The sequence below is a fragment of the Rathayibacter sp. AC451 genome, from assembly GCF_979253095.1.
On record NZ_CEEDBD010000001.1, the window covers coordinates 1,881,964 to 1,907,273 of the forward strand.

The following is a 25,310-nucleotide window of genomic DNA, read 5'->3' on the forward strand; positions in this document are numbered from 1 at the left end:
CACGCCGGTGGAGGAGCGCCTTCCCGCACGATTCACCGCCCCAGCGGCACCTCCACGATCCCCGGCCCGTCCCCCGGCGCCGTCAGCACCTGCTCGAGCTCCCCGCGCGTCGAGACCCGCGAGTACGACCATCCGTACGCCCGCGCCAGCGATTCCAGATCCACCGACTGCGGAGTGAACTGCACGCGGTCGAACGCGTCCGGCGCCGAGCTCGACGCGACCTCGAGGCCGTCGAAGATCGTGCCTCCCCCGTCGTTCACGACGACGAGCTGCACCCGCGGCCGCCGCTCGCCGGGAGCGAGCATCAGTCCGCCAGCCTCGTGCAGCAGCGTGAGGTCGCCGAGGATCACGCGCGTCACTCCCGCCGCTCCGCGCTCGGTCGACTGCGACGCCACGGCGATGCCGAGCGCCGTCGACACGGTGCCGTCGATGCCGGCGAGGCCGCGGTTGGCGTGCACCGTGACCTTCTTGCCCGGCAGCACGCCGTCGGCCACGCGGATGAGGCGCGACGCCCCGAAGAGCAGGCGGTCGTGCGGCCAGGTCACGCGCCAGACCGCCGACACGACGAACTCGCGGGTGAGGGGCGCGCGCACGGCGGCGAGGGCGTTGCGGGCGAAGCTGCGCCGGTCCTCCAGCGACATGGTGCCGCCGTCGGGGGCCTCGGGCAGCGCGTCCGGATCCTCCACGAGCGCGCGGCTGCTGAACACCCAGGAGCCGGCCCACGCGCGCTCGGCGCGATCGGGACGCGGCGCGTCGGCGGGGCGCACCACCTCCACTCCCGCGACCCGCCGCGCACGACGGCCCGGGTTGTAGAACTGCGGGCGACCGCGGTCGACGACGATCACCTCGACGTCCTCGCGGCGCAGCAGCTCCGGCACCTCCCGCGAGAGCGTCGGATGTCCCAACACGATCGCGCGCCGCACCCGCCCGCCGAAGTCCGGCTCGCCGAGCAGTCGCCGCCAGGCGACCACCAGCTGCGGCCCGAAGCGCGCCCCGGAGGAGACCTCGGCCAGCAGGGGCCAGTCGCCCGCGCGGGCGGTCGCCTCGGCGACGTCCCCCGCCTTGTCCCCGGCGATGACGACCGTCAGCGGCTCGTCCGGCCCGGCGACGACGCGCTCGACCTCCTCGGCGGGACCGCGCACGGGGGGCGCCTCGGCCACGGGGACCTCGAACGCCGGCAGCCGCGAGGAGAGCGGATCGCGGAACGCCAGATTGAGGTGCACCGGGCCGCCGGGGTGCAGCGCAGCGGCGAGAGCCCGGTCGGCGAGCGCGGCGGTCTCCTCCGGCAGCGACTCGGGACCGGGCGCGGGGACGTCCTCGAACAGCCGCACGGCGCGGCCGTAGAGCTCGCGCTGCTCCGTCGTCTGGTTGGAGCGGATGCCGCGCAGCTCGTCCGGGCGGTCCGCGGTCAGCACGATCAGCGGCACGTCCGAGGCGTCGGCCTCGAGGACGGCGGGGTGCAGGTTGGCGGTCGCGGTCCCGGAGGTGGTGATCACCAGCGCCGGCAGTCCGGACTCCAGCGCGAGCCCCAGCGCGAGGAAGCCGGCCGAGCGCTCGTCGACGCGCACGTGCAACCGGATCGCCCCGCGCGTCTCGAGCTCGGCGGCGACGAGGGCCAGCGCCTGCGACCGCGATCCCGGGGACACGACGACGTCGCGGACGCCGAGCGCGACGAAGCGGGCGAGGAGGTCGACCGCGGAACGGGTGGAGGGCGCGACCGGAGGGTGCTCAGGCATCCCGTCGGCCGGGGCCGTCGGACTTGTCGGGGTCGTCCAGATCGGCGAGGTCGCGCTCGAGCTGGGCGATGCGCTCGGCCTGCTCGCGCTCCTTCTCGGGATCGCGCTCCTGGCGGATCGTGCCGAGGAAGTCGGGGTCGTCGTCCGGAGCCGTGAAGCGGCGCCCGTTCACACGCTGCTTGCGGGGACGGCCGATCCAGAACCACAGCCCAGCGCCGATCACCGGCAGCAGGAGGACCACGAGGACCCAGGACCACTTGGGGATCGCGCGCACCGCGTGGCGATTGCTCATCGCGACATCGATCACGGTGTAGACCGTGAAGACGGCGAGGGCCACGAGCAGGCCGATAACGAGGCGGATCACAGAGTTCAGTCTACGTCCGCCTGCTGTTCGCGGACCGGGCGCTCGGAGGCTGGACAGGAGGCTCCCGGGGTGCTCACGGAAGCGCGTGCGGGGGCCGACGTACACTGTCCCGGTGAAACTCAGCCGCGCCGTCGTCGTCTACTCGCTCCTGCGTCTGGCGATGTTCGCCGCTGTCTTCGTCCTGGTCTACCTGCCCGCCCGCAACTTCGTCGACTCCGAGCTGACCGCGGCGGTCACCGCGGGCGTCGTCGCGGCGATCGCCAGCATGTCGCTCTCCTACATCGTCCTGCGCAGGCCCCGCGAGGCCATCGCCGAGGCGATCTACGAGCGCCGCAAGGACGTGCCCCGCGCCCCGACCGACGACGACATCGAGGACGCCGCGGTCGACCGATCGCGCGAGGAGCGCTAGGGCGCCTCAGCGCACCAGCGCCTCGGCGCCGTGGCGTCTCAGAACGCGAGCGCCGCCCCGAGGATCGCCGCGTACGCCAGCCCGCCCAGGCTCGTCAGCTGCAGGGCCAGGATCAGCTCCTTCGCCGTGCGCGCGGTGAGCGTGATGAGGATCGCCGGCAGGATCGCCAGCAGCACGAACAGCGTCAGCCAGGCGAGCGGGTAGAACAGCGCCAGGATCACCGAGATGCCGAAGGGCACCAGCACGAACGCGCTGTACAGCGCGCGGGCGACGGTCGGGCCGACGATCACGGCGAGGGTCCGCTTGCCCGACGCCCGGTCGGTCGGGATGTCGCGGATGTTGTTGACCATCAGCACCGCGCAGGCGAAGAGGCCGGCGGCGACCGCGCCGAGCCACGACTCCTGATTGGTGCGGCCGATCTGCACGAAGGTGGTGCCGACGGTGGCGACGAGGCCGAAGAACACGAAGACGAACACGTCGCCGAGGCCGAGGTAGCCGTAGGGGCGGCGGCCGCCCGTGTAGAACCAGCCGGCCGCGATGGCGGCGGCGCCCACGAGCAGGAACCACCAGTGGCCGGACAGCACGGTGAGCACGAGTCCGGCGACGGCGGCGAGGCCGAAGAAGACCAGGGCGACCGTGAGCACCTGCTTCGGCTTCGCCGCTCCGGAGCCGGTGAGGCGCGAGGGGCCGACGCGGTTCGCGTCCGTGCCGCGCACGCCGTCGGAGTAGTCGTTGGCGTAGTTGACGCCGATCTGGAGCGCCAGCGAGACCGCGAGGCAGAGCAGGGCGCGGACCCAGTGCCAGCCCTCGTCGGTGACCTGGGTCGCTCCGGTGCCGATCAGCACGGGGGCGATCGCGAGCGGGAGCGTGCGCAGGCGGGCTCCCGCGATCCATTCGCGCGGTCCGGCCGGGGCGACCTGCACCTTCTGCGGGTTGCCGCCGGGACGGCCGCTCCGGGCTTCGCCTGCGGCTTCTTCTTGCGACTCGTACTCGACACGGAGGGAATCCTACCGAGACGCCTCAGTCCGCGGTCGCGGCGAGGCCCTCCAAGGCACGGCGGTCCGGCTTGCCGGAGGCGAGCAGCGGCACGGCCTCCACGCGCAGCACCGCGGCGGGCCGGGCCGCGCGGCCGAGCGCCTCCTGCACCGCGGATCTGACGTCGGCGAGAGCCGCCCCGGACGTCGTCACCAGCACGGGCACCTCGCCCCACTGCTCGTCGGCACGGCGCACGACGACCGCATCGGGGACGGCGCCGTCGCGCAGCACCTTCTCGACCGCGTCGAGCGAGACCTTCTCCCCGCCCGAGACGATCACCCTGTCCAGGCGGCCGGTCACGCGGAGTCGTCCGTCGACCAGCTCGCCCGCGTCGCCGGTGCGGTACCAGCGCTCCCCCGCGATGCTGGTGAACGCGGCCGCCGTGCGGTCGACGTCGAACCCGCCGTCGGCGTCGAGGTAGCCCTCGGCGAGGGTCGGCCCGCCGAGCAGCACCTGTCCGTCGTCGATCCGGACCCGGACGTCGCGCAGCGGCGAGCCGTCGTAGACGCAGCCGCCCGCCGTCTCGCTCGAGCCGTAGGTCAGGCGCACCTGCACCCCGAGCGCCGCAGCCCGGTCGCGCAGCGGCTGCGGGGCGGCCTGCCCTCCGATCAGCAGCCCGTCGAACGAGCGGAGCGTCGCGGCCTGGGCCGGGTCCGCCTCCGCCGCGTCGAGCAGCCGTGCGAGCTGCACCGGCACGAGGGAGGAGTAGCGGCGCTCGCCCGCGGGCATCGTCCGGGCGAGCTCCAGGAACGCGAGCGGATCGAAGTGCCCCTCGGGCAGGACGACCGGGTCGGCGTCGGCGGTGATCGAGCGCACGAGCACCTGCACCCCCGCGATGTAATGGGTGGGGAGGCACAACAGCCAGCGGCCCGGTCCGCCGAGCTCGGCGAGGGTGGCGGCGGCGCTGGTCAGCAGAGCCCCGGTCGCGAGCGCGACGCGCTTGGGCGGGCCGGAGGAGCCGGAGGTCTCGACCACGACGGCCACGCGCTGCGGAACCACCGCGGCGGCGGATTCCGACGCTCCGGGGGCGGCGACGCGGATCGCCGGGCCGCTGCCGTCCAGGGCGGCGCGCAGGGCGATCAGCACCTGCTCCGGAGCGGGGTCGACCGCGATCAGCTCCCGGGTCATGGGCTCAGTACTGCCACGGGAACGGGGACCAGTCGGGCTCGCGCTTCTCGAGGAAGGAGTCGCGGCCCTCGACGGCCTCGTCGGTGCCGTAGGCGAGCCGCGTCGTCTCGCCGGCGAAGAGCTGCTGGCCGACGAGCCCGTCGTCGACCGCGTTGAACGCGTACTTGAGCATGCGGATCGCGGTGGGCGACTTGGTCAGGATCGTCTCGGCCCACTCCAGCGCCGTCGACTCGAGCTCGGCGTGGGGCACCGCCGCGTTCACCGCGCCCATCTCGTAGGCGCGCTGCGCCGAGTACTCGCGGGCGAGGAAGAAGACCTCGCGGGCCGCCTTCTGCCCGATCTGGCGGGCGAAGTACGCCGAGCCGTAGCCGGCGTCGAACGAGCCCACGTCGGCGTCCGTCTGCTTGAAGCGGCCGTGCTCGGCCGAGGCGATCGTGAGGTCGCAGACCACGTGGAGCGAGTGGCCGCCGCCCGCCGCCCAGCCGGGCACTGCCGCGAGCACGACCTTGGGCATGAAGCGGATGAGGCGCTGCACCTCGAGGATGTGCAGGCGGCCCGAGCGTGCGGCGTCGATCCCCTCGGCCGTCTCGCCGTCGGAGTAGCGGTAGCCGTCGCGCCCGCGGATCCGCTGGTCGCCGCCGGAGCAGAACGCCCAGCCGCCGTCCTTGGGGCTCGGGCCGTTGCCGGTGAGGATCACGACGCCGATGCGCGGGTTCGTCCGGGCGTCCTCGAGCGCGTTGTAGAGCTCGTCGACGGTGCGCGGGCGGAACGCGTTGCGCACCTCCGGCCGGTCGAAGGCGACGCGGGCGATGCGCCCGGTGCGGTCGTGGTGGTAGGTGATGTCCTCGAGAGCGTCGAAGCCGCGCACCGGCTCCCACCGGCTCGCGTCGAACAGCTCGGAAACCTGCGTGCTCATGCCCTCGACCCTACTGTCGGTGCCCGAGCGGACGCCTGCGGCCCCGAGGACGGGGATCTCTATAGGCGCGCTGCGCGCGCTACTCGATCAGCAGGAAGCGCGCGCTCCTCGGTCAGCGGTGACCGCACGCGAAGAGGGACCCCGCGCAGTGCGGGGTCCCTCTGTCGTCAGTGCTGCGGAGTGCTACTTCGCGGTGGAGGTGCGGCGGTTCTCGGCCGACACCATCCAGGCGAACTGCTCGAGGCTCTGGATGATCGCGTGCAGGAGGTCCGCGCTGGTCGGGTCCTCCTCGTCGACCTGGTCGTGCACCTCGCGCATGGTGGCGGCGGTGTTCTCGAGGCGGATGGTGACGAGGTCGACCGTCTCGGCGGTGTCGATCTCGCCGTGCGGGTACTCGGGCAGGGTGGTGGTCGCCGCGACGGTGTCGCTGCGGCCGTCCGGGATGCCGTGCAGCGCGCGCATGCGCTCGGCGATGTCGTCGCTGAACTCGCGCGCGGCCTCGATGATCTCGTCGAGCTGCAGGTGCAGGTCGCGGAAGTTCTTGCCGACGACGTTCCAGTGCGCCTGCTTGCCCTGCACGTGGAGCTCGATCAGGTCGACGAGGACGATCTGGAGGCTGTCGAGCAGCTCCTTCGAGGCCTTGAAGCCCTTCTCGGCGTTCTGACGACGGCTGGTCTTGGCTCCGGAGCCGGCGGGGGCTTCGACGTGGCGTTCGAGGGTGGTGGTCATGGACCATTCCTTTCTCTTGACGGTGTCGGGGTGATCCCCTCCACCGAGTCTGGCTGCTGCGGCTGGACGCCGCCCGGACGGGGGCCCAGAGCGATGGGGGGTTGACTCCGGGCGCGCGGAAGGAGATCAGATCGTCGCGACCGAGCCCGAGTCGACGCGGTAGTTGGATCCGTTCACGAACGAGGCCCGCTCGGAGCAGAGGAACGCGATCACAGCCGCGACCTCGTCGGTCTCGCCGCGGCGCTTGAGCTCCATGTACGGGCGCTCCTCGTCGAGGAACGACGCGATCGCCTCGTCCGTCGACGTGCCGCGCTGCTCCGCTCGCTTCTGCATCATCGCGTCGGTCATGGGGCTGCGGATGAACGCGGGCGAGACCGCGTTCACGAGCAGGCCCTCGAGGGCGTACGAGCGCGAGAGCCCCTTGGCCAGTGCGAGCACTCCGGCCTTCGCGGCGCAGTACGGCAGCTCGTCGTCGTAGGGCTGCACCGCGTCCTCGGAGGCGACGAGCACGAGCCGCCCCCATCCTCCGCTGCGCAGGTCAGGGAGGAACTCGCGCACGAGCCGCACGGGCCCGAGCAGGTCGGTCTCGAGCGTGCTGGTCCAGCCCTCGTCGTCGATCTCGTGGAAGAGGCCCTGGGCGCCGGTGACGCCCGCGCTCTGCACGAGGATGTCGATCTCGCCGACGGCCTCGGCGACCTGCGCGTGCAGGGCGGCGAGCTCCTCGACACTCGTGACGTCGGCGGCGAAGGCGTGCAGGCGTCCGTCCGGAGCGTCGAGCCCGGCGGCCGCCGCGTCGAGCTTCTCCTGATCGCGGTCCGACACGACGACGGTCGCGCCCTCCGCGAGCAGGAGCGTGGCGGTGGCGAGCCCGATGCCCGAGTCGGCTCCGGTGACGAGGGCGGTGCGTCCGGCGATTCCTAGGTCCATAACTCCGGTCTACGCTCCCCCGCCCGAGTCGCTCAACGACTTGCGCCGAACACCTCCGCAGGTCTACCGCGTGTGGGGGTGTCGATCGCGAAGATCCCACCCGAGAGCGGGGCGTCGACGAGCTGCTGCTCCTCGAGCTTCTCGCGGGCGGTGCCGACGAACAGGGTCGACAGGTCCGTTCCGCCGAAGCCCAGTCCGGTCACGTTCGGAGCGGGGATCGCGATCTCGTCGAGGAGCTCCCCCTCGGGGCTCCAGCGCAGCACGGCGCTCTCGCCGTTCGCTCCGGTCCAGAAGCAGCCGTCGACGTCGAGGGCGAGGCCGTCGAACGACCGGCCGACGAGGAACGGCTCCGGCTCGCCGAGCTCGTCGCCGTACGAGCAGCGGAAGACGGTCGAGACGCCCGTGTCGGTGAAGTAGAACGTCGCGCCGTCTCCGGACCACTCGAAGCCGTTCGCGACGGCGAAGCCGCCCAGCAGGGTCTCGAGGCGCCCGGAGGCGTCCACGCGGTAGAGAGCGCCGTCCGGCTCCTCGGTGGTGAGGTTCATCGACCCCGCGACGAACCGCCCGGAGGGGTCGCACTTGCCCTCGTTCATCCGCAGACCGGCGTGGACGTGCTCGATCGGAGCCAGCTCGCGCTCGATCGCGAACGCGTCGTCGAGCAGCACGATCCGGTCGCCCAGGGCCGCGACGAAGCCGCCCCCGCGCGCCGGCTGGAACGACCCCAGCGGAGCTTCGACGGGCACGACCAGGTCGTCGGAGCCGTCGACGGCTCCGTCGAGCGCGCTCGCGTGGATCGTGCCGGTCGAGATGTCGCACCACAGCAGCCGGCCGTCGAGCCAGAACGGGCTCTCGACCAGGATCGCCCGGGTGTCGCGGAACAGACGTGCGCTCAGCTCGCTCATGAACTCCTCCTCTTGCCGCTCCCGGGCTTCCTCGACCCGGGCTTCCTCGACCCGACCTTCTCGGGTGCGAGCTCCTCGATGGTGATCGCCGCGTTGACGAGCGCCAGGTGGCTGAGGCCCTGCGGCAGGTTGCCCCAGAAGGCCAGATCATCGGTCGCGACCATCTCGGACATGATGCCGACGTCGTTGGGCATCGTGGCGACCAGCTCGTCCATCAGCGCGATCGCCTCGTCGTGCCGGCCGACGCAGGCGAGCGCCGAGGCCAGCCAGAACGAGCAGGCGACGAAGGGGTGCTCCTCCCCCTCCATGCCGGAGTAGCGGAACATCAGGGCGCCGCGGCCGAGCTCGCCCACCAGGGCGTCGATCGTCGAGATCATCCGCTCGCCGCGCTCGTACCCGCTCGGGGCGTGCAGCAGCACCGAGGCGTCGAGCTCGGACGAGCCGGGGTACATCACGTAGGAGCCCAGCTCCTCGGACCAGCAGTGCTCCTCGATCCACTCGCGGAGGCGGTCGCGCTCGAACCGCCACCGGTCGGGGCTGCCCGGGATCTGCCCGACCTCGGCGAGGTGCACGGCGGCGTCCAGCGCCTGCCAGCAGCCCATCTTGGAGGACGTGTAGTGCTGCTCCTCCTTCAGCTCCCACATGCCGGCGTCGCGGTTGCGCCAGAGGTCGCAGGTGGTGTCGGCGACGCGCGAGAGCAGCCGGCCGGTCTGGATGTCGAGCACGTTCCCCGAGTCGACGTAGATGCGGCAGATGTCGAAGAGGTCGCCGAACACGCCGAGCTGCAGCTGGTTCTGCGCGCCGTTGCCCGAGACGACCGGACCGATGCCCGCCCAGCCGGGCACGTCGTACTCCGTCACCCCGCTGGGCAGCGAGCCGTCGAGCCCGTAGAAGATGTGCAGGTCCGGGCCGTGCTCCTTGATGGTGCGCAGGAGCCACGACAGGGCCGCGTGCGTCTCCTCGCGCAGACCGAACCGCACGAGCGCGTGCGCGGTGTAGGCGGCGTCGCGCACCCAGGCGAAGCGGTAGTCCCAGTTCTTGCCGCCGTTGGGCGACTCGGGGAGCGACGTGGTGGCGGCCGCCGCGATCGCGCCGGTGGGCGAGTAGATCAGCAGCTTGAGTGCGAGCGCGCTGCGCTGCACGGCGTCGGCCCACGGGCCGTCGTACGAGAACTCCTCGGACCAGGCGAGCCAGCTGCGGATCGTGCGGTCGATGCCCCGGTCGACGTTGTGCGCATCGGGGAAGTGCAGCGGCTCGTCGTGCGTGGCCGAGACCACGAGGACGTGGCGCGACGGCTTCTTCCCGCCCGTGACGGTGAAGGCCCCGGTGAGCTCGTCGCCGGCTCCCGAGGGGGCGTCGTCGCCGTCGGGTCCGTGCTCCTGACCGGTGATGCCGATGGTGATGTCGCCGGCGCGGATGAGCGAGCGGCCGTCGGCGTTCTGGATCCACGGCGAGACCGTGCCCAGGCCCGTGCCGGGTCGGACGGCCCAGCGCATCCGCACCTCGCCCTCGACCCCGTCGACGCGCCGGGCCAGCTCGGCCCACGGCAGGCGGCCCGCGATGCCGGTGACGAGCGCGTCGGTGACCGTGACGGATCCCGACTCGGTCGTGAACGTGGTCTCGAGGACGTTGGTGTCCTGCAGGTACCTGCGGGTGACTTCGGCGGGCTCCTCGGGCCGCAGCTCGACGCAGCCGCCGGACTCCGGGTCGATCAGCGCGGCGAACGCGGGGGTCGATCCGAGGTCGGGCACCGGCATCCAGTCGACGTTGCCGTCCCGCGCGATCAGTGCGACCGTCCTCCCGTCGCCGATCGCCGCGTAGTCGCGCAGGGGTCTGGTCGCTCGGGGTTCCGCCATGCCCTCACGCTAGGCGGGACGCCTGCGGCGGACCTGGGCTTGCGGGGGCGGGCGGATGCGGATAGCGCGGCGTCGTCAGGCGGTCGCGATGCCGCCGAACTCCTCCATCCGAGCGGTGAACTCGGCGCGGTCGCCCGACTCGAGCACTCCGCTCGCGTAGCCGGCCAGGAATGCACCGCTCGGCGCCGGGCTCAGGCCGACATCGTTCAGCATCGCCTCCACCTCGCCGCTCGCATCGGAGTCGAGGTCGACGAGCCCCAGCTCGACCGCCGGCACGAGCCGGTCGGTGGAGGAGGCGGTGACGACCCAGAGTGCCGCCCGCGCCTCCTCGTCGCTCAGCTCGCCGGGGAGGGTGTAGCCGACCTCCGACCACTCGGACGGCGCGTCCGCGATGTCGATCGAGTCGAAGCCGAGGGGGGCGAGCGCGGCGGTGAAGCGGTCGACCACGGCCTGCTTGTCGGCGTCGGTCGAGAGGTCGGCCTCGGCGTAGCCGGTCGCCGAGAGGTAGTCGACGAGCAGGGACGGGCCGCCGTAGGCGTTCTCGGAGCGCTCGTAGTACTCGTCGTCGGCAGATTCCCACTCTCCGAGGACGGCCGCCTCCACCGCGGCGACGGCCTGCTCCGAGAGTGCGATCGCCTCCTCGGCGGAGGGCTGGTCCAGCACGGAGGCGGCGTCGCCCTCCTCGTAGCCGGGGTAGCCGTAGAGGGGATCGGTCGGGTCGCCGGAGTCGTCGCCGAACGGGTCGCCGGAGTCGTCGTCGCCGAACGGGTCGCCCTCGCCGAACGGCTCCTCCGAGCCCCCGGGAGCGGGGACGCTCGTCGCCGCCGGCTCCGCGGCGTCGACCGCGAGGCCGACGCCGACCGCCAGGAGCGTGGCGAGCACGCCGGTGTAGACGAGCCCGAGGACACCGCTGATCGCGATCGCGACCCAGGCGCCCGCACCGAGCGGGGTGCGCCCGGGCCCGGGCGGAGCGACCGGCGGCGGGCTCATCGGGACCTGGCTCATCGCGTTCCTCCGGGGGTCGAGCGGCTGCGCGCCAGTCTTGCACGCACTGCACGGGCCCGGGAGCGGGGCGTCCGGGCGACCGCGCAGCCGGTGCGGAGGATGATGGCGGCATGGACGACGTCGTGCCCACCCGTGCCCTCCCCACCCTCGACGAGGTCGACGCGGGACTCCGCGTCGTCGCTCTGCCCCTGCTGACGCGGTTCCGGGGAGTCGACCACCGCGAGATCGCGCTGGTGCGCGGACCTGAGGGGTGGACCGAGTTCTCGCCGTTCCTCGAGTACGGCGCCGAGGAGTCGGCCGCCTGGCTGCGCGCGGCCCTCGACTACGGCTGGACCCCGCTGCCGGCGCCGCTGCGCGACCGCATCCCGGTGAACGCGACCGTGCCGGCCGTCCGCGTGGACGAGGTCGCGGCGATCCTCGCGAGCTACCACGGCTGCCGCACGGCCAAGGTGAAGGTCGCCGAGCGCGGGCAGACCCTCGCCGACGACGTCGCGCGCGTCGCCGAGGTGCGCCGGGTCCTCGGTCCCGAGGGGCGCATCCGGGTCGACGCCAACGGCGGCTGGAACGTCGACGAGGCCGAGCACGCGGTGCACGCCCTCGCCGAGTACGACCTCGAGTACGTCGAGCAGCCGTGCGCGAGCGTCGACGAGCTCGCGCAGCTCCGGAAGCGCGTGAAGTACATGGGCATCCCCGTCGCCGCCGACGAGAGCGTGCGCAAGGCCGCGGATCCGCTCGCCGTCGCGCGAGCCGGAGCCGCCGACCTGCTGGTGGTGAAGGCGCAGCCGCTCGGAGGCGTGCACCGCGCCCTGGCGATCACCGCCGAGGCCGGACTGCCGGCCGTCGTGTCGAGCGCTCTCGACAGCTCGGTCGGACTCGCGATGGGTGCCGCCCTCGCCGCCGCGCTGCCCGAGCTGCCGTACGACTGCGGACTCGGGACCGCCTCCCTCCTCGCCGCCGACGTCACCGAGCGGCCGCTGCGACCCGTCGACGGCGCGATCCCCGTCGAGCGCGTCGAGGTCTCGGAGGAGCTGCTCGTGCGGCACGCCGTCTCTCCGGACCGTCTCGCCTGGTGGCGCGACCGGCTCCGTGGGGCGTACGACCTCCTCTGATCCCGCACGGCCTGCGCCCGGAGGCGGCGCGGCGCTACCCTCGCGGCATGAGCACCGGACCGGGCGGCACCCTCGCGCACCGGCGCGCCCTCCTCGAGGACCTGATCGAGGCGAGCGGGATCGACGGTGTCGACATCGCGACGATGTTCGGCGCCCCCGCGATCCGGTTCCAGGGGGTCATCGTCTGCTTCCTCGGCGGTGACGAGCACCTGGTGGTGAAGCTGACCCGGGAGGAGACGCTCGACCTCGTCGCCGACGGCAGCGCTCTGCCGGTGGTGATGGGCCGCCGGACGCTCCGCGAGTGGGTCAAGGTGCCCCGCCTCGCCGAGGAGCGGGCGTCCCTCGAGCGGTGGTCGCCGCACGTCGTCCGGGCGCTGTCGCTCGCCCGCGAGCGCGCAGCCGACCCGCCGGCGTGAACCGAGTGGTGCACTGCGCGAGAATGGAGCGGCCCGGTCGCCGATGCCCGGGCCGAACCCCCTCCTCCTCGAGCATCGGAGCCCCGTGACCGCACCCACCGTCCCCGTCTTCCTCGACTGCGACACCGGCATCGACGACTCCCTCGCCCTCGCCTACCTGCTGCGGTCCCCTCTCGCCGACCTCGTCGGCATCAGCACGGTCAGCGGCAACACCGATGCCCGCCGGGCGGCGGTGAACAGCCTCGGCCTGCTCGCCCTCGCCGGTCGCACCGACGTCCCCGTCGCCGTCGGCGCCCACGACTTCCTCGAGGAGCCCTACTCCGGCGGCTCCCCGCACGTGCACGGCGAGAACGGCATCGGCGGCGTCGAGCTGCCGCAGGGTGCCGACCCGGTCGAGGAGGACCCGGCCGATCTCCTCCTCCGCCTCGCCCGCGAGCACGAGGGCGAGCTGCGGCTGATCGCGGTCGGCCCTCTGACGAACATCGCCCTCGCGCTGCGCAAGCACCCGGAGCTGCCGGGACTGCTGCACTCCGTCACCGTCATGGGCGGCGCCGCCCTGGTCCCCGGCAACGTGACCGCCGTGGCGGAGGCGAACATCTGGCACGACCCGGCCGCGGCCGCCGAGGTCGTCGCCGCCGACTGGGACCTCACCCTCGTGCCGCTCGACGTCACCATGCGGCACCTGATGACCCAGGAGCACCGCGCGATCCTGCTCCAGTCGGGGGATCCGCTCTCGGAGGCGATCGGGCAGGCGCTCGACTACTACTTCGACTTCTACGTCGGCCACTTCGGCGAGCGCACCGCCGCGATGCACGACCCGATGGCCGCCGCGATCGCCCTCGACGCGGTCGGAGTCGCCTCCGCCCCGCGCGTCCCCGTCGAGGTCGACGCCACCCGTGGCCCCGGCCGCGGGCAGACGATCCCCGACCTCCGCGGCATCTACCGCGACGTGCATCCGGAGGGCTCGCGCACGCGCTTCGTGCTCGCCCTCGACGACCCATTCGCTCCGCACCTCGTCGACGTGATCGTCTCGAACGCCTGACGCCGGGACGCCTGCACGACGAAGGCCGAGAGCCCCGGATCCGCAGGACTGCGGTGACCCGGGGCTCTCGGCCTCGTTCGTGCTGCTCGGAGCTACATTCCGGTGTCCAGTCCGGAGTACGCGTGGAGCCCCTTGAAGAACACGTTCACCACGCCGAAGTTGAACATCACGGCCGCGAAGCCGATGATCGCGAGCCAGGCCGACGGGGTGCCGCGCCAGCCGCGGGTCGCCCGGGCGTGGATGTAGCCGGCGTAGATGGTCCAGATGATGAAGGTCCAGACCTCCTTGGTGTCCCAGCCCCAGTAGCGGCCCCACGCCTTCTCGGCCCAGACGGCGCCGGCGATGAGCGTGAAGGTCCAGAGGATGAAGCCGATGATGGTGACGCGGTACGCGAGGTTCTCGAGCGTGAGCGCGCTGGGCAGGGTCTTCAGGAACCGCAGGACGGAGCGCGGGTTCTCCTCCGCCCCCTCGCGGCGGGCCTGCAGCAGCTGCGTGACCGACAGCGCGAAGCCCAGGGCGAAGAACGCGGTGCCGAGGATCGCGACGAGCACGTGGATCACGAGCCAGTACGACTGCAGTGCCGGCGGGAGCGGCACGACGGCCACGTAGTAGTTGACCGTCGCGATGCCCAGCAGCACCAGCACGAGACCGGTGATGAAGGCGCCGAGGAAGCGGAGGTCCCAGCGCAGCTGGACGACGAGGAACACACCGATGATGATGAGCGTGCCCGTGAGCGAGAACTCGTACATGTTGGCCCACGGCACGCGGCCCGCCGCCACTCCGCGCAGCACCGCGGCGGCGGCGTGCAGCACGAAGGCCAGCAGTGTCAGCGAGAAGCCGATGCGCATGGTCTTGGAGCGCGCGGGGGCGTTGTAGACCTCGTCCTCGACACGGCTGCCCAAGCGCGAGAGCGTCGCGGTGGGACGGCCCGTCCCTCCGGACGCCACGGTGGCCCTGCCGCTCGCGGCCCTGTCGGCGGCGGCGACGGAGGCGACCCGCTCGGCCTCCTGGACGACCCCGAGCGACTCCCCGTCCGCGAGCGAGGACCGGCGGGCCAGGTCGATCGCGAAGAAGATGAAGGCGAGGGCGTAGACGCCCATCGCCGAGGACAGGGTCAGCACCGAGTACTGGGAGAGGGTCTCGATCACCGGACAAGGATAGGCGACGCTCCTTCGAACCGCCCCTGCACGGATGCACAGGTTCGGCCTCCCCCGGCAGGCTCTCAGTCGAGCGGAGCGTGCCGATCGGCGATCGTGCGCACCGCGCGCACCAGCTGCGGATCCTCGCCGCGGGCGAGCCCCGCGTACTCGAGCCGCAGCCCGCCGTCCTCGGCGGGCGTCGCCTTCATCCAGACCCGCCGGCGCGGCACGAACAGCGACGTGAGCAGGCCCGCGAGCACGAGGATCGCGAAGACCAGCACCCAGCCCTGGGTGGCGTCGTGGTGGATGTCGAACGACGCGAACCGGCGCACGCTGTCGGTCCCGACGACGTCCGGATCGGCTCCCACGTTCTCGAAGGTCACGGTGCCCAGGCCGTCCGGCAGGTCGACCGTCTCCCCCGGCTTGAGCGTCAGCGACGCCACCCCGGTGTCGCCGCCGGTGAGGCGGGTGAGCGTGTCGGTGTTGAGCACGTAGACCGACGTGGGCACGCCCTCGTCCAGGCCCAGGTTCCCGGCGAACACGTTGAGCGAGAGCACGGGGTACTGCAGGTCCGGGAAGATGGACGACGACGCGCCGGTCGCGCCCTCCTGCTGCGTAGGGTAGAAGAAGCCGGTCATGCCGATCTGCTCGGCGAGTCCGTCCGTCACCTTCACCACTCCGACGGAGGTCAGGTTCGCATCGGTCGGGAGGAACGGCACCGAGTCGGTGAAGATCGCCGTGCCGGACGGGTCGCGCACCGTGATGGTCGGGGCGTAGCCGTTGCCGAGCAGGTAGACGTTGGTGCCGCCGATCGCCAGCGGCTCGTTGACCTTGACGGTCCGCTCCTCGCTGCCGCCGCCGCGCTCGGTGGTCGTGACGTTCGCGGTGAAGTCGATCGGCTGCCCGAACGCGTCGCCCGGCTCCGTGACGTACTCCACGTCGAGCCCGTCGAGGGTCAGCTGGTACGGGTCCAGCGAGCCGCTGTCGAAGAAGCGCCCCGGGTTGAACGAGTCGTAGGCCGCGAGATTGTTCGCGAAGCCCTGGCCGCCCTCGACGAGCACGCGCTGGCCGCTGTAGCCGAAGCCGCCGCCGATGCCCACGGCCAGCAGGATCCCGACGAGAGCGGAGTGGAACACGAGGTTCCCGGTCTCGCGGAGGTATCCGCGCTCGGCCGACACGCTGCTCCAGCGCCCGCGGGGGTCGTCGTAGTGCTCGACGCGGTACCCGGCGCGGCGCAGCACGGCGTCGGCGGAGGCGACCGCCTCCTCGGCCGTCGCACCCTCGACCTCGCGGACGGTGTAGCCCGCGAGCCGCTGCAGGCGCACCGGCGTCTTCGGCGGGCGCGAGCGCATCGCCTCGAAGTGGTGCTTGGTGCGCGGGATGATGCAGCCGATGAGCGAGACGAACAGCAGCAGGTAGATGCTCGAGAACCAGGCCGACGTGTAGGTGTCGAAGGCCTGCACCCGGTCGAGCAGGGGCGCCAGATCGGGGTTGTCGACGAAGTACTGGGTGACGCCGTTGGGGTCGGAGGAGCGCTGCGGCACGAGCGAGCCCGGCACGGCCGCGATCGCCAGCAGCAGGAGGAGGAACAGCGCCGTGCGCATGCTCGTGAGCTGGCGCCACATCCAGCGCAGCCAGCCGACGAGGCCGAGCGTGGGCTGCGTGATCGTGTCGGCAGCGGAGTCGTAGTGGTCGGACGGGCGGAAGTTCGCGTCGGCGCGCTTCTGCTCGTCGACGTCACCGCGCTCAGATCGCGGGCTGGAAGCCATAGATCACCTCGCCGAGGGCTCCGTAGACGAGGGCGTTCCAGACGCCGGTGACCATCAGGAGTCCGATGACCACGAGCGCGACGCCGCCGATGATGTTGACCGCGCGGATGTGGCGCTTCACGAATGCGAGGGTCGAGGTGACCCAGCTGAAGCCGAAGGCGACCAGGAGGAACGGGAGGCCGAGGCCCAGGCAGTACATCAGCGCGAGCAGCGCCCCCCGCCAGGGCGAGCCCGCACCCAGGCCCAGCGCGAGGATCGAGCTGAGAGTGGGGCCCAGGCACGGCGTCCAGCCGATGCCGAACACGATGCCCAGCAGCGGAGCGCCGATGAGGCCGGTCGCGGGGCGGATGCTCGGGCGCAGCGTCCGCTGGAGGAACGAGAACTGGCCCACGAACACGAGGCCCATCGCGATGACGACGACGCCGAGGACGCGCGTGATGACGTCGCTGTAGCGGCTCATCCAGAATCCGATCGACCCGGCGGCCGCTCCGTAGAGCACGAACACGAGGGAGAAGCCCAGCACGAAGAGCAGCACGCCCAGCAGCACCCGGCTGCGGCCGCGGGCGCGGCGCTCGTCGGCGTCGGTGAAGCCGCCGACGTACGCGAGGTAGCCGGGCACGAGCGGCAGCACGCAGGGCGAGGCGAACGACACGAGCCCCGCGAGGAGCGCGATCGGCACCGCGAGCAGCAGCTGACCGCTGATGACGATCTCGCCCACGGCGCTACTCCGCGTCCGCGAGCGTGTCGCCGACGAGGGTCGACAGGATCGACGCCTCCTGCAGCTGACCGAGGATCCGCGAGGCCACGCGGTGCTCGCGGTCGAGCACGAGCGTGGTGGGGACCGCGTTCGGCGGCACGGTGCCGCTGAAGGCGAGCTGCGCGGATCCGTCGACGTCGACGATCGAGGGGTAGGTGATGCCGTGGGTCTTCGCGAAGGCGGCGGCCTGGGGAGCCTGGTCGCGCACGTTGACGCCGACGAACGAGACGTCCTGGCCCGCGTACTCGGCGTTCACCGACTCGAGGTCGGCCGCCTCCGCCCGGCAGGGGGCGCAGCTCGCGTACCAGAAGTTGACGACGACGACCCGGCCGGCGAGGTCCGCCGAATCGACCGCCTCGCCGTTCTCATCGGTGCCCGCGAACACGATCGGATCGGAGCGGTCGGCCTCGTCGATCTCGGTGATCGTGCCGTCGCCCGAGATGTAGCCCTTGTTGTCGCCCTTGCGGTAGTCCTCCGCGAGCTGGTCGCGGGTGCAGCCGGTCAGCACGACGGCCGCGACGAGGGCGAGAGCGGACACGGAGAGCAGGCGTCGGCGCATCAGACGGCGCCCACGTCGGTCGCGAGGCCCTGGAGGCCCGCGGCGGGATCGGTGTAGCCGACCTCGACGAAGCCGTCGCCGCGGCGCTCGATCGTGGTGATGCTCGGGAGCGCGCAGCGGCGCTTGCGCGGGTCGTGGAAGAGCCGCTCCCCCGCGAGGGCGCGGTGCACGGTCCAGATCGGGAGCTGGTGGCTGACGATCACGGCGTCGCCCTCGGCGGTGCCCTGCCAGGCCGACTCGATCGCCGCGTACATGCGCGCCGAGATCGAGAGGTAGGGCTCGCCCCAGCTGGGCTCGAACGGGTTGCGCAGCCACGGCCAGTGCTTCGGGTTGCGCAGTGCCGAGCTGCGCGCCGCGAGCGACTTGCCCTCGAAGCGGTTGCTCGGCTCGATCACCCGCGGGTCGCTGGTGATCTCGAGCTCGAACGCCTGCGAGATCGGCTGCGCCGACTCCTGCGTGCGCTGGAGCGGGGAGGCGACGAGCGTCGTCACGTGACGGCGCCGCTCGAGCAGGTCGTCGGCCGCCGCGCGGGCCATCCGGTGGCCCAGGTCCGAGAGTCGGAAGCTCGGGAGTCGTCCGTAGAGGACCCGGTCGGGGTTGAACACCTCGCCGTGCCGCACGAGATGGATCTGATCGGCAACCACGAGCGTCAAGTGTACGGAACGCCGCGTGGGGGAACGCCGGGAACGGCAGTCCTGGGCGGACGCTGAACGGGTGCTCAGCGCGACGTGCTCAGCGGCGGGCCAGCACCGCCGCCGACAGCCGGCGCACGAGGGCGTCCGGCAGCTGCCGCACCACGGCGACCGGCACCCCGAAGCGCCACGACGGCACCGAGACGACCCGACCGCGGGCCACGTCGCGGAGGAACTCCTCGACCACCGCGTCGGCGTCGAGCCAGAGGAAGGAGGGGATGGCGGACGTGTCCATGTCGGCCCGCTCGTGGAACTCGGTGCGCACCCAGCCCGGGCACAGCGCCGCCGCCCGGACGCCGGTGCCGCGCAGCTCCACCGCGAGCGACTGCGTGAACGCCGTCGCCCACGCCTTGATCGCGGAGTAGGGGCCCAGGTGCACGAAGCCCGCGACGCTCGCCACGGTGAGGATCGCGCCGCGGCCCCGTGCGGTCATCGCCTCGGCGGCCGCGCCCGAGAGCACCGCGACCGAGCGGACCATCACCTCGAACGCCGCGTCCTGCGCCGCGACGTCCGGCTCCGAGAAGCTGCCGTCGATCCCGAAGCCCGCGTTGTTGACGAGCACCCGCACCGGCCGCTCCGGATCGACGAGCCTGCTGCGGATGCGCTCCACCTGCTCCCGATCGGTCAGGTCGGCCGGCAGCACCTCGACGTCCGGGGCGCCGAGCACGCGGAACGCTGCGGCCGCCTCCTCGAGCCGGGCCTCGTCGCGCGAGACGAGCACGAGGCTCCAGCCGCGGCTCGCGAACGCCCGCGCGAAGGCGGCTCCGATGCCGGTGGACGCTCCGGTGATCAGTGCGGTGCTCATGCTCCGACGCTACCCGTCGCCCTCGGCCGCCTCGCCGCCCCGCGGGTAGACTCCCCTACCGTGACCGACGAGACCCGCCTCCCCCGAACCACCGTCAAGAAGCTCGCCGCGCTCGAGGACGGACCCGTCCGCGTGTCCGGCTGGGTCGAGACCGTGCGCGACCAGAAGAAGGTGCAGTTCGTGGTCCTCCGCGACGAGTCCGGCGCCGTGCAGCTGGTGAACCCGGCCGTCCGCGAGGCCGAGGAGGGCGACGAGGTCGCCGCCGCGAAGCTCGCGATCACCGAGGAGATCTCGGGCCTCGCCCAGGGCTCCTTCGTCACGGTGACGGGTCAGCTCAAGCACGACGAGCGCGTGAAGCTCGGCGGCATCGAGGTGAAGCTCGAGACGCTCGAGATCGTCGCCGCGTCGATCCCCGAGGCGCCCATCGCCCCCGACTCCGGCATCGACAAGCGCATGGACTGGCGCTTCCTCGACCTCCGCCGCCCGGAGCAGAACCTCATCGCCCGCGTGCAGACGACCTTCGAGCACGCCCTGCGCACCTACTGGATCGACAACGACTTCATCGAGATCCACACGCCCAAGCTCATGGCGAGCGCGTCGGAGTCGCGCGCCGAGCTGTTCGAGGTCGAGTACTTCGAGACCAAGGCCTACCTCGCGCAGAGCCCCCAGTTCTTCAAGCAGATGGCGCAGCCCGCAGGGCTGGGCAAGGTGTTCGAGGTGGGGCCGGCCTTCCGCGCCGACCCGAGCTTCACCTCCCGTCACGCCACCGAGTTCACGAGCGTCGACTCCGAGGTCTCGTGGATCGAGTCGCACGAGGACGTCATGGAGCTGCACGAGCAGCTGATGGTCGCCGGCCTCACCGCCGTCGTCGAGAAGCACGGCGCCGAGGTGAAGGCGCTCTTCGACATCGACCTCGAGGTGCCCACGACCCCGTTCCCGCGCATCCCCCTCGCCGAGGCCAAGCGGATCGTCGCCGAGCGCGGCTACGAGGTGCCCCGCGCCGACGACGACATGGATCCCGAGGGCGAGCGCCGCATCGCGGCGTACGTGAAGGAGGAGTTCGGGCACGACTTCGTGTTCCTGACCGACTACGCCTCGAGCATCCGGCCGTTCTACCACATGCGCCGAGAGGGCGACGCGGCGATCACCAACAGCTACGACCTGATCTACAACGGCGTCGAGATCTCGACCGGCGCGCAGCGCGAGCACCGCGTCGACGTGCTCGTCGAGCAGGCCCGCGAGAAGGGCCTCGACCCCGAGGAGCTCGGCTTCTACCTCGACTTCTTCCGCTACGGCGTCCCGCCGCACGGAGGCTTCGGCATGGGCCTCTCCCGCGTGATCATGCTGATGCTGCACCAGGCGAACCTGCGCGAGGTCACCTACCTCTTCCGCGGCCCGTCGCGCCTGCTGCCGTAGGGCTCCACCCGCCGAGGGAACCCCGGACCGTCGAGACCGCCAGGAGCACCTGGTTCCCTCGACGGTCCGGGGTTCCCTCGCATCCGAGCACCAGCCGTCAGCGCGGGAGGCGCTCGTACGGCACGCGGCGGCTGAGCCAGGCCAGCAGGCCCGCGACGACTGCCGCGAGTACCGCCGGCACGAGCAGGAGCCACAGGCTCGACGCCACCGCCACGAGCAGCAGCGCGACGGCCGCGACCCCCGCTCCGATCGCGAAGTTCCAGCGGACGTCCGTGACCACTCCCGGCTCGGGCCTCGCCCAGATCACGACCAGCGCCAGCGCGAGCGGCCCGAGCAGCAGGCCCAGCACGAACCAGCGCCAGCGCGAGCGCCCCTTCTGCTCCGCGAGCCCCGCGGTCACGAGCGCGAAGCCGATCCAGATCCAGCCGGTGTCGTTCCAGGTCGTCCCCATGACCGGAGCCTAGAGCCTGGTCAGCGGGGCGGCGGCGACACCATCAGGTCGAGGTAGTCCGCCAGGCACGCGACCATGTCGACCGCGTCGCGTTCGAGCAGCCACTGCAGCTGGATCCCGTCCCACAGCGCGATGATCGACGCGGCGACCCGGTCGGGGTCGGCCCCCTCGCGCAGCCGCCCCTCGGCCTGCAGGGCGCGCAGGTCGTCGGCGTACCCCTGGCGGAGCGACCGGAAGCGCCGGGCGAAGAACTCGCGACCCGGATGATCCGCCGTCGTCGAATCGCCGCAGAGCACCGCGTAGAGCTCGATCACTCCGGGTGCCGTCTCGTTGTAGCGGGTCTGGCGGAGGATCCCCTCGACCATGCTCTCGCCGGGGTCGGGCGGGGACGAGCCGTCGCCGGTGATCTCGTCGCGGTGCTCGAGCACCGCCAGCAGCAGGTCGGTCTTGGTCGGGAAGTAGTGCAGCAGGCTCGTCTGGCTGAGGCCGACCCGGTCGGCGACGTCCTGCAGCGACCCCCGGGCGTAGCCGCGGGAGGCGAAGACCGCATGGGCCGCCTCGATGATCGCGCGGCGGCGCTGCGCCGACTTGGCGTAGGGCCCGCGGCGGGGGCGGACGGGTTCGACGGTCTCAGACACGACGGGTCCCTCCACTGTGAGCGAGAGCGGATGCCGCCCTCAGGCGGACAGCGTACCTCGCGCTCCGACCGCGCTCCCACCAATTTCGAGCAGCCACTCGATTTTGTGATAGCGTCCGACCCACCGGGCCGGGAGACCTCCCGGGCACCCACCCACGACGAAGTGAGGGACAGTGAAGCCGTTCACACGGAGACAGCTCATGGCCGCCGGACTCGGCTCGGCCGCACTCGGGACGCTGGCGGCCTGCGCCACCCCCGGCACCACCTCGGTCAACACCGCGCCGGCGATCCCGGCCGCGAGCGGACCGATCCGCCTGCAGTACTGGGCCTGGCTGAAGGACCTGCAGAAGGTCTGCGACGTCTGGAACGCGTCGCATCCGGACGTCCAGGTCGACGCCGTCTGGATCCCCGGCGGCAACGCGGGCGGCTACCAGAAGCTGTACTCGGCCCTCGCGGCCGGCGGCGGACCGGACCTGGGCCAGGTCGAGCTGCGCTCGCTGCCCGAGTTCATGCTCGTGAACGGGCTGGTCGACCTCGACCGCTACGGTGCAGCCGACTACGCCGATCTCTACGACCCGACCCTCTGGGGACAGGTCAGCTACTCCGGGGGCGTCTACGGGATCCCGCAGGACAGCGGTCCGATGGCCTTCTTCTACCAGCCGGAGGTGCTCGGACGCGTGGGCGCCGAGCCGCCGCGCACGTGGGACGACTGGGCCGCCGTGGCGACCGAGCTCCGCGGCGCCGACTCCTACATCGACTGCTTCCCCCTCGCTGACGCCTCCGTCTTCGCGGCCTTCGCCACGCAGGCCGGTGCGCAGTGGCTCACCGCGGAGGAGGACGGCTGGGTCATCGACATGACCGACGAGGCGACGACGCAGGTCGCCTCCTTCTTCGACACCGCGATCGATCAGGACCTCGTCGAGACCGGCTACGGCGCCTACTCCCCCGCGTGGTTCGCGGCGGCGGCGACGGGCGGCATCGCCTCCTGCACCACGGGCAGCTGGGGCGACGCGCTCATCCAGGGCGTGAGCGGTGGCGAGGGCAAATGGCGCGCGGCGCCCATGCCCGTCTGGGGCGACTCGGGCTTCGGCTCGAGCTTCCTCGGCGGCTCGACGGCCGCCGTCTTCGCGAGCAGCGCGCACCCGAAGGAGGCGCTCGAGTTCGCCGTCTGGATGACCACCTCGCAGGAGGGCATCGACGCGATGATCGCGAACAGCGGCATCGGCTGGTCTCCCGCGGTCGGCGAGATCGGCACGGCGCGCAAGGGACCGAGCGAGTTCTTCTCGGGCCAGAACTACACCGAGGAGGTCCTCGTGCCCGCCTCGCAGCAGCAGAACCCGGACTGGTCCTGGTGGCCGGTCACCCAGCAGTCCTTCAACATCCTCAGCGACGGCTTCCGGAAGAAGGCGTCCGGCACCAGCCTCGTCGACGCGGTCGCCGAGGCCGAGAGGCAGATCATCACGGTCTTCGAGAACAAGGGCCTCAGCATCAGGAAGGCCTCCGCATGACCACGACGACCTCCCCCGCCGCAGCCGCCATCGCGGCCACCGGCGACACCGGGAACCGCAAGCGCAACGGAGCCGTGGGGCGCGCCCCGTGGATCCTGCTCGCCCCGTTCCTCGCCCTGTTCGTCCTCACCTTCCTCCTCCCGATCGTCGTGGCCATCGGCTCGAGCTTCACGAAGGTGACCCGCTCGGGGCTCTTCGGCGAGGCGGGAGTGACGACGGAGTTCGCCGGGTTCTCGAACTACGCGCAGGCCCTCGCCGACGGCAACTTCATCGCGTCGATCGGCCGCATGTTCCTCTTCGGCATCGTCCAGGTGCCGGTGATGATCGCGCTCTGCACCGTGCTCGCGCTCATGCTCGAGTCGGCCTCGGCCCGGTTCCCCGGCTTCTTCCGCGCGGCGTACTTCCTCCCCTACGGCGTGCCCGGAGTGATCGCGACGATCCTCTGGTCGTTCCTCTACGTCCCCGGGCTCAGCCCGATCATCGACGCGGCGAACGTGGTCGGCCTCGAGCCCGACTTCCTCGGCGCGGACTCGGTGCTGTGGTCGATCGCGAACATCTCGCTGTGGAGCTACACCGGCTACAACATGCTGATCATCGTCGCCCAGCTGAAGGCGATCCCGGTCGAGCTGTACGAGGCGGCGAAGGTCGACGGAGCGTCCACGTTCCGCGTCGCGCGCAGCATCCAGCTGCCGCTCATCCGCCCGGCGCTCGTGCTGACCACGATCTTCTCGATCATCGGCACCCTGCAGCTCTTCGCCGAGGCCCAGGTCCTCAAGACCGTCGCGCCCGCGATCGACAGCCAGTACACGCCGAACCTCAGCGCCTACACGACCGCCTTCGCCTACAACGACTACAACGTCGCCGCCGCGCAGGCCGTGCTGATCGCCCTGGTCGCGTTCGTCCTCTCCTTCACGTTCCTCTCGATCTCGAACAGGAAGTCCTCATGAGCCAGGCGACGCGCGACACCGTGCAGCCCACGACCACCGGGGTGGTCACCGCGAACCGTCCCGTGAAGTCGGGTCGCGGCCCCGACCGCTCGGCCGGCCGCAACCGCGCCTCCACGATCATCGTCACCGGGATCCTCGTGGTCGTCGCGGTCTACTTCCTCGTCCCCGTCTACTGGGTCGTGGTCGCGGCGACGAAGACCACCGAGGACCTCTTCGCCACCTACGGCTTCTGGTTCGCCCCGACCTTCGCCCTCTGGGACAACCTGGGCCAGGTGCTGACCTACGACGGCGGCATCTTCGTCCGCTGGTTCCTCAACTCGGTGCTCTACGCCGGAGTCGGCGCCCTGCTCGCGACGTACCTCGCCGCGGCCGGCGGCTACGCGCTCGCGAAGTACGAGTTCCGGGGCAACCGCCTCGTCTTCGGCACGATCCTCGCGGGCGTGCTCGTGCCCGGCACGGCGACGGCCCTGCCGCTGTTCCTGCTCTTCAGCCAGATGGGCATCGCGAACACCTACTGGAGCGTGCTGATCCCCTCGCTGGTCTCGCCGTTCGGCCTCTTCCTCTGCCGCATCTACGCGCAGGCGACGGTCGACACCGCGATCATCGAGGCGGCGCGGATCGACGGGGCGAGTGAGCTGCGCATCTTCCACACCCTGGGGCTGCGCATCCTGACCCCGGCGCTGGTGACCGTGTTCCTCTTCCAGCTGGTCGGCATCTGGAACAACTACTTCCTGCCGCTGGTGATGCTGTCGGACACCGAGCTGTTCCCGATCACGCTCGGCCTCAACAACTGGCTCAGCCAGGTCGACCGCCTGCCCGAGTTCTACGAGCTGACGACCGGCGGCGTGCTGCTGTCGATCATCCCGCTGGCGATCGCGATGGTCGTGCTGCAGCGCTTCTGGCGAGGGGGGCTGACCGAGGGCTCGGTGAAGTAGGGGCGATCCGGAGGGAGTGGAGGAGCCCCCCGGGGTCTCACGCCAGGGGGCTCCCGTGTGGCGGTGGAACGGTCTCGCTCTCCCGCTCGCCGGCGTATCACCGCCGGCGGACCGCGGGGTC

The 25,310-nt window shown here is 71.9% G+C and carries 26 protein-coding genes; 8 read left to right on the plus strand and 18 right to left on the minus strand.

Going from position 1 to position 25,310, the window contains the following annotated elements:
* Nucleotides 1-32: 32 nt before the first annotated feature.
* Together menD and AC0CID_RS09015 are read right to left on the minus strand one after the other, a co-directional pair.
* Nucleotides 33-1,736, minus strand: coding sequence for a 2-succinyl-5-enolpyruvyl-6-hydroxy-3-cyclohexene-1-carboxylic-acid synthase (gene menD / locus AC0CID_RS09010; RefSeq protein WP_465226527.1), 1,704 nt, complete (start codon nucleotides 1,734-1,736; stop codon nucleotides 33-35).
* On the minus strand, nucleotides 1,729-2,100 hold the full coding sequence (locus AC0CID_RS09015) for a PLDc N-terminal domain-containing protein (RefSeq protein WP_207405440.1): 372 nt from the start codon (nucleotides 2,098-2,100) through the stop codon (nucleotides 1,729-1,731). Before AC0CID_RS09015 ends, menD begins: the two co-directional genes overlap by 8 nt.
* A gap of 112 nt (nucleotides 2,101-2,212) precedes the next feature.
* Between AC0CID_RS09015 and AC0CID_RS09020 the strand changes: the two genes are divergently transcribed.
* Nucleotides 2,213-2,509, plus strand: a complete 297-nt coding sequence (locus AC0CID_RS09020) for a DUF4229 domain-containing protein (protein ID WP_207405442.1) — start codon at nucleotides 2,213-2,215, stop codon at nucleotides 2,507-2,509.
* A gap of 38 nt (nucleotides 2,510-2,547) precedes the next feature.
* Here AC0CID_RS09020 and AC0CID_RS09025 read toward each other — a convergent pair whose 3' ends face one another.
* The 8 genes from AC0CID_RS09025 to AC0CID_RS09060 form a co-directional block, all read right to left on the minus strand.
* A complete protein-coding gene (locus AC0CID_RS09025) occupies nucleotides 2,548-3,432 on the minus strand; it encodes a 1,4-dihydroxy-2-naphthoate polyprenyltransferase (protein WP_465226528.1) in 885 nt (294 codons plus the stop codon).
* Nucleotides 3,433-3,529: 97 nt separating this feature from the next.
* Nucleotides 3,530-4,672, minus strand: coding sequence for an AMP-binding protein (locus tag AC0CID_RS09030; protein WP_465226529.1), 1,143 nt, complete (start codon nucleotides 4,670-4,672; stop codon nucleotides 3,530-3,532).
* Between the two features lie 4 nt (nucleotides 4,673-4,676).
* Nucleotides 4,677-5,588: a 1,4-dihydroxy-2-naphthoyl-CoA synthase gene (locus AC0CID_RS09035; protein ID WP_465226530.1), complete on the minus strand. Its 912-nt coding sequence runs from the start codon at nucleotides 5,586-5,588 to the stop codon at nucleotides 4,677-4,679.
* Between the two features lie 183 nt (nucleotides 5,589-5,771).
* Nucleotides 5,772-6,317 carry a Dps family protein gene (locus AC0CID_RS09040; RefSeq protein ID WP_055790487.1) on the minus strand — a complete coding sequence of 182 codons (546 nt, stop codon included), beginning with the start codon at nucleotides 6,315-6,317 and terminating at the stop codon, nucleotides 5,772-5,774.
* A gap of 126 nt (nucleotides 6,318-6,443) precedes the next feature.
* Nucleotides 6,444-7,244 carry an SDR family NAD(P)-dependent oxidoreductase gene (locus AC0CID_RS09045; protein ID WP_465226531.1) on the minus strand — a complete coding sequence of 267 codons (801 nt, stop codon included), beginning with the start codon at nucleotides 7,242-7,244 and terminating at the stop codon, nucleotides 6,444-6,446.
* A gap of 32 nt (nucleotides 7,245-7,276) precedes the next feature.
* Nucleotides 7,277-8,146, minus strand: coding sequence for an SMP-30/gluconolactonase/LRE family protein (locus AC0CID_RS09050; RefSeq protein ID WP_465226532.1), 870 nt, complete (start codon nucleotides 8,144-8,146; stop codon nucleotides 7,277-7,279).
* Entirely contained in the window at nucleotides 8,143-10,002 is a 1,860-nt protein-coding gene (locus AC0CID_RS09055; RefSeq protein ID WP_465226533.1) for a glycoside hydrolase family 15 protein, read from the minus strand. Before AC0CID_RS09055 ends, AC0CID_RS09050 begins: the two co-directional genes overlap by 4 nt.
* Nucleotides 10,003-10,077: 75 nt before the next feature.
* Complete coding sequence (locus tag AC0CID_RS09060) at nucleotides 10,078-11,007, minus strand: hypothetical protein (protein WP_465226534.1); 930 nt, start codon at nucleotides 11,005-11,007, stop codon at nucleotides 10,078-10,080.
* 110 nt (nucleotides 11,008-11,117) lie between these two features.
* Here AC0CID_RS09060 and AC0CID_RS09065 point away from each other — a divergent pair, with 110 nt between their 5' ends.
* From AC0CID_RS09065 to AC0CID_RS09075, 3 genes are all read left to right on the plus strand, one after another.
* The gene (locus AC0CID_RS09065; protein WP_465226535.1) at nucleotides 11,118-12,116 is read left to right on the plus strand and encodes an o-succinylbenzoate synthase; all 999 of its coding nucleotides are present in this window, start codon (nucleotides 11,118-11,120) and stop codon (nucleotides 12,114-12,116) included.
* A gap of 47 nt (nucleotides 12,117-12,163) precedes the next feature.
* A complete protein-coding gene (locus AC0CID_RS09070; RefSeq protein ID WP_465226536.1) occupies nucleotides 12,164-12,532 on the plus strand; it encodes a hypothetical protein in 369 nt (122 codons plus the stop codon).
* Between the two features lie 85 nt (nucleotides 12,533-12,617).
* Nucleotides 12,618-13,574, plus strand: a complete 957-nt coding sequence (locus tag AC0CID_RS09075) for a nucleoside hydrolase (protein WP_465226537.1) — start codon at nucleotides 12,618-12,620, stop codon at nucleotides 13,572-13,574.
* A gap of 92 nt (nucleotides 13,575-13,666) precedes the next feature.
* Here the strand turns inward: AC0CID_RS09075 and ccsB are convergent, their stop codons facing one another.
* The 6 genes from ccsB to AC0CID_RS09105 all read right to left on the minus strand — a co-directional run bounded on the left by ccsB (nucleotide 13,667) and on the right by AC0CID_RS09105 (nucleotide 19,295).
* Nucleotides 13,667-14,722 (minus strand): c-type cytochrome biogenesis protein CcsB, encoded by a 1,056-nt coding sequence (gene ccsB / locus AC0CID_RS09080; RefSeq protein WP_465226538.1) that lies wholly within the window; start codon nucleotides 14,720-14,722, stop codon nucleotides 13,667-13,669.
* A gap of 74 nt (nucleotides 14,723-14,796) precedes the next feature.
* On the minus strand, nucleotides 14,797-16,482 hold the full coding sequence (resB, locus tag AC0CID_RS09085) for a cytochrome c biogenesis protein ResB (protein WP_465226539.1): 1,686 nt from the start codon (nucleotides 16,480-16,482) through the stop codon (nucleotides 14,797-14,799).
* Nucleotides 16,460-17,200: a cytochrome c biogenesis CcdA family protein gene (locus AC0CID_RS09090; protein ID WP_207405466.1), complete on the minus strand. Its 741-nt coding sequence runs from the start codon at nucleotides 17,198-17,200 to the stop codon at nucleotides 16,460-16,462. Before AC0CID_RS09090 ends, resB begins: the two co-directional genes overlap by 23 nt.
* 4 nt (nucleotides 17,201-17,204) lie before the next feature.
* Nucleotides 17,205-17,777 carry a TlpA disulfide reductase family protein gene (locus tag AC0CID_RS09095; RefSeq protein WP_465226540.1) on the minus strand — a complete coding sequence of 191 codons (573 nt, stop codon included), beginning with the start codon at nucleotides 17,775-17,777 and terminating at the stop codon, nucleotides 17,205-17,207.
* A gap of 20 nt (nucleotides 17,778-17,797) precedes the next feature.
* Nucleotides 17,798-18,442: a histidine phosphatase family protein gene (locus AC0CID_RS09100; protein WP_465226541.1), complete on the minus strand. Its 645-nt coding sequence runs from the start codon at nucleotides 18,440-18,442 to the stop codon at nucleotides 17,798-17,800.
* 88 nt (nucleotides 18,443-18,530) lie between these two features.
* Nucleotides 18,531-19,295: an SDR family NAD(P)-dependent oxidoreductase gene (locus tag AC0CID_RS09105; RefSeq protein ID WP_465226542.1), complete on the minus strand. Its 765-nt coding sequence runs from the start codon at nucleotides 19,293-19,295 to the stop codon at nucleotides 18,531-18,533.
* A gap of 60 nt (nucleotides 19,296-19,355) precedes the next feature.
* Between AC0CID_RS09105 and aspS the strand changes: the two genes are divergently transcribed.
* Complete coding sequence (gene aspS / locus AC0CID_RS09110) at nucleotides 19,356-20,711, plus strand: aspartate--tRNA(Asn) ligase (RefSeq protein ID WP_465226543.1); 1,356 nt, start codon at nucleotides 19,356-19,358, stop codon at nucleotides 20,709-20,711.
* Between the two features lie 97 nt (nucleotides 20,712-20,808).
* Here aspS and AC0CID_RS09115 read toward each other — a convergent pair whose 3' ends face one another.
* Nucleotides 20,809-21,162 carry a hypothetical protein gene (locus AC0CID_RS09115; RefSeq protein ID WP_465226544.1) on the minus strand — a complete coding sequence of 118 codons (354 nt, stop codon included), beginning with the start codon at nucleotides 21,160-21,162 and terminating at the stop codon, nucleotides 20,809-20,811.
* A 20-nt stretch (nucleotides 21,163-21,182) separates the two neighbouring features.
* Nucleotides 21,183-21,800 carry a TetR/AcrR family transcriptional regulator gene (locus AC0CID_RS09120; protein WP_465226545.1) on the minus strand — a complete coding sequence of 206 codons (618 nt, stop codon included), beginning with the start codon at nucleotides 21,798-21,800 and terminating at the stop codon, nucleotides 21,183-21,185.
* A 172-nt stretch (nucleotides 21,801-21,972) separates the two neighbouring features.
* Between AC0CID_RS09120 and AC0CID_RS09125 the strand changes: the two genes are divergently transcribed.
* From AC0CID_RS09125 to AC0CID_RS09135, 3 genes are read left to right on the plus strand one after another with little or no spacing between them, the layout of a single operon-like run.
* Nucleotides 21,973-23,307 carry an ABC transporter substrate-binding protein gene (locus AC0CID_RS09125; protein WP_465226546.1) on the plus strand — a complete coding sequence of 445 codons (1,335 nt, stop codon included), beginning with the start codon at nucleotides 21,973-21,975 and terminating at the stop codon, nucleotides 23,305-23,307.
* Nucleotides 23,304-24,254 (plus strand): carbohydrate ABC transporter permease, encoded by a 951-nt coding sequence (locus tag AC0CID_RS09130; protein WP_207405480.1) that lies wholly within the window; start codon nucleotides 23,304-23,306, stop codon nucleotides 24,252-24,254. Before AC0CID_RS09125 ends, AC0CID_RS09130 begins: the two co-directional genes overlap by 4 nt.
* Nucleotides 24,251-25,189, plus strand: a complete 939-nt coding sequence (locus AC0CID_RS09135; protein WP_465226547.1) for a carbohydrate ABC transporter permease — start codon at nucleotides 24,251-24,253, stop codon at nucleotides 25,187-25,189. The genes AC0CID_RS09130 and AC0CID_RS09135 overlap by 4 nt, the downstream gene beginning before the upstream one ends.
* The last annotated feature ends 121 nt before the right edge of the window (nucleotides 25,190-25,310 follow it).

Coding starts and splice junctions, on each gene's coding strand:
- menD (WP_465226527.1), bottom strand. CDS start 1,736: ATGCCTGAGCACCCTCCGGTCGCGCCCTCCACCCGTTCCGCGGTCGAC.
- AC0CID_RS09030 (WP_465226529.1), bottom strand. CDS start 4,672: ATGACCCGGGAGCTGATCGCGGTCGACCCCGCTCCGGAGCAGGTGCTG.
- AC0CID_RS09035 (WP_465226530.1), bottom strand. CDS start 5,588: ATGAGCACGCAGGTTTCCGAGCTGTTCGACGCGAGCCGGTGGGAGCCG.
- AC0CID_RS09040 (WP_055790487.1), bottom strand. CDS start 6,317: ATGACCACCACCCTCGAACGCCACGTCGAAGCCCCCGCCGGCTCCGGA.
- AC0CID_RS09045 (WP_465226531.1), bottom strand. CDS start 7,244: ATGGACCTAGGAATCGCCGGACGCACCGCCCTCGTCACCGGAGCCGAC.
- AC0CID_RS09050 (WP_465226532.1), bottom strand. CDS start 8,146: ATGAGCGAGCTGAGCGCACGTCTGTTCCGCGACACCCGGGCGATCCTG.
- AC0CID_RS09055 (WP_465226533.1), bottom strand. CDS start 10,002: ATGGCGGAACCCCGAGCGACCAGACCCCTGCGCGACTACGCGGCGATC.
- AC0CID_RS09060 (WP_465226534.1), bottom strand. CDS start 11,007: ATGAGCCAGGTCCCGATGAGCCCGCCGCCGGTCGCTCCGCCCGGGCCC.
- AC0CID_RS09065 (WP_465226535.1), top strand. CDS start 11,118: ATGGACGACGTCGTGCCCACCCGTGCCCTCCCCACCCTCGACGAGGTC.
- AC0CID_RS09070 (WP_465226536.1), top strand. CDS start 12,164: ATGAGCACCGGACCGGGCGGCACCCTCGCGCACCGGCGCGCCCTCCTC.
- resB (WP_465226539.1), bottom strand. CDS start 16,482: ATGGCTTCCAGCCCGCGATCTGAGCGCGGTGACGTCGACGAGCAGAAG.
- AC0CID_RS09105 (WP_465226542.1), bottom strand. CDS start 19,295: ATGAGCACCGCACTGATCACCGGAGCGTCCACCGGCATCGGAGCCGCC.
- AC0CID_RS09115 (WP_465226544.1), bottom strand. CDS start 21,162: ATGGGGACGACCTGGAACGACACCGGCTGGATCTGGATCGGCTTCGCG.
- AC0CID_RS09130 (WP_207405480.1), top strand. CDS start 23,304: ATGACCACGACGACCTCCCCCGCCGCAGCCGCCATCGCGGCCACCGGC.
- AC0CID_RS09135 (WP_465226547.1), top strand. CDS start 24,251: ATGAGCCAGGCGACGCGCGACACCGTGCAGCCCACGACCACCGGGGTG.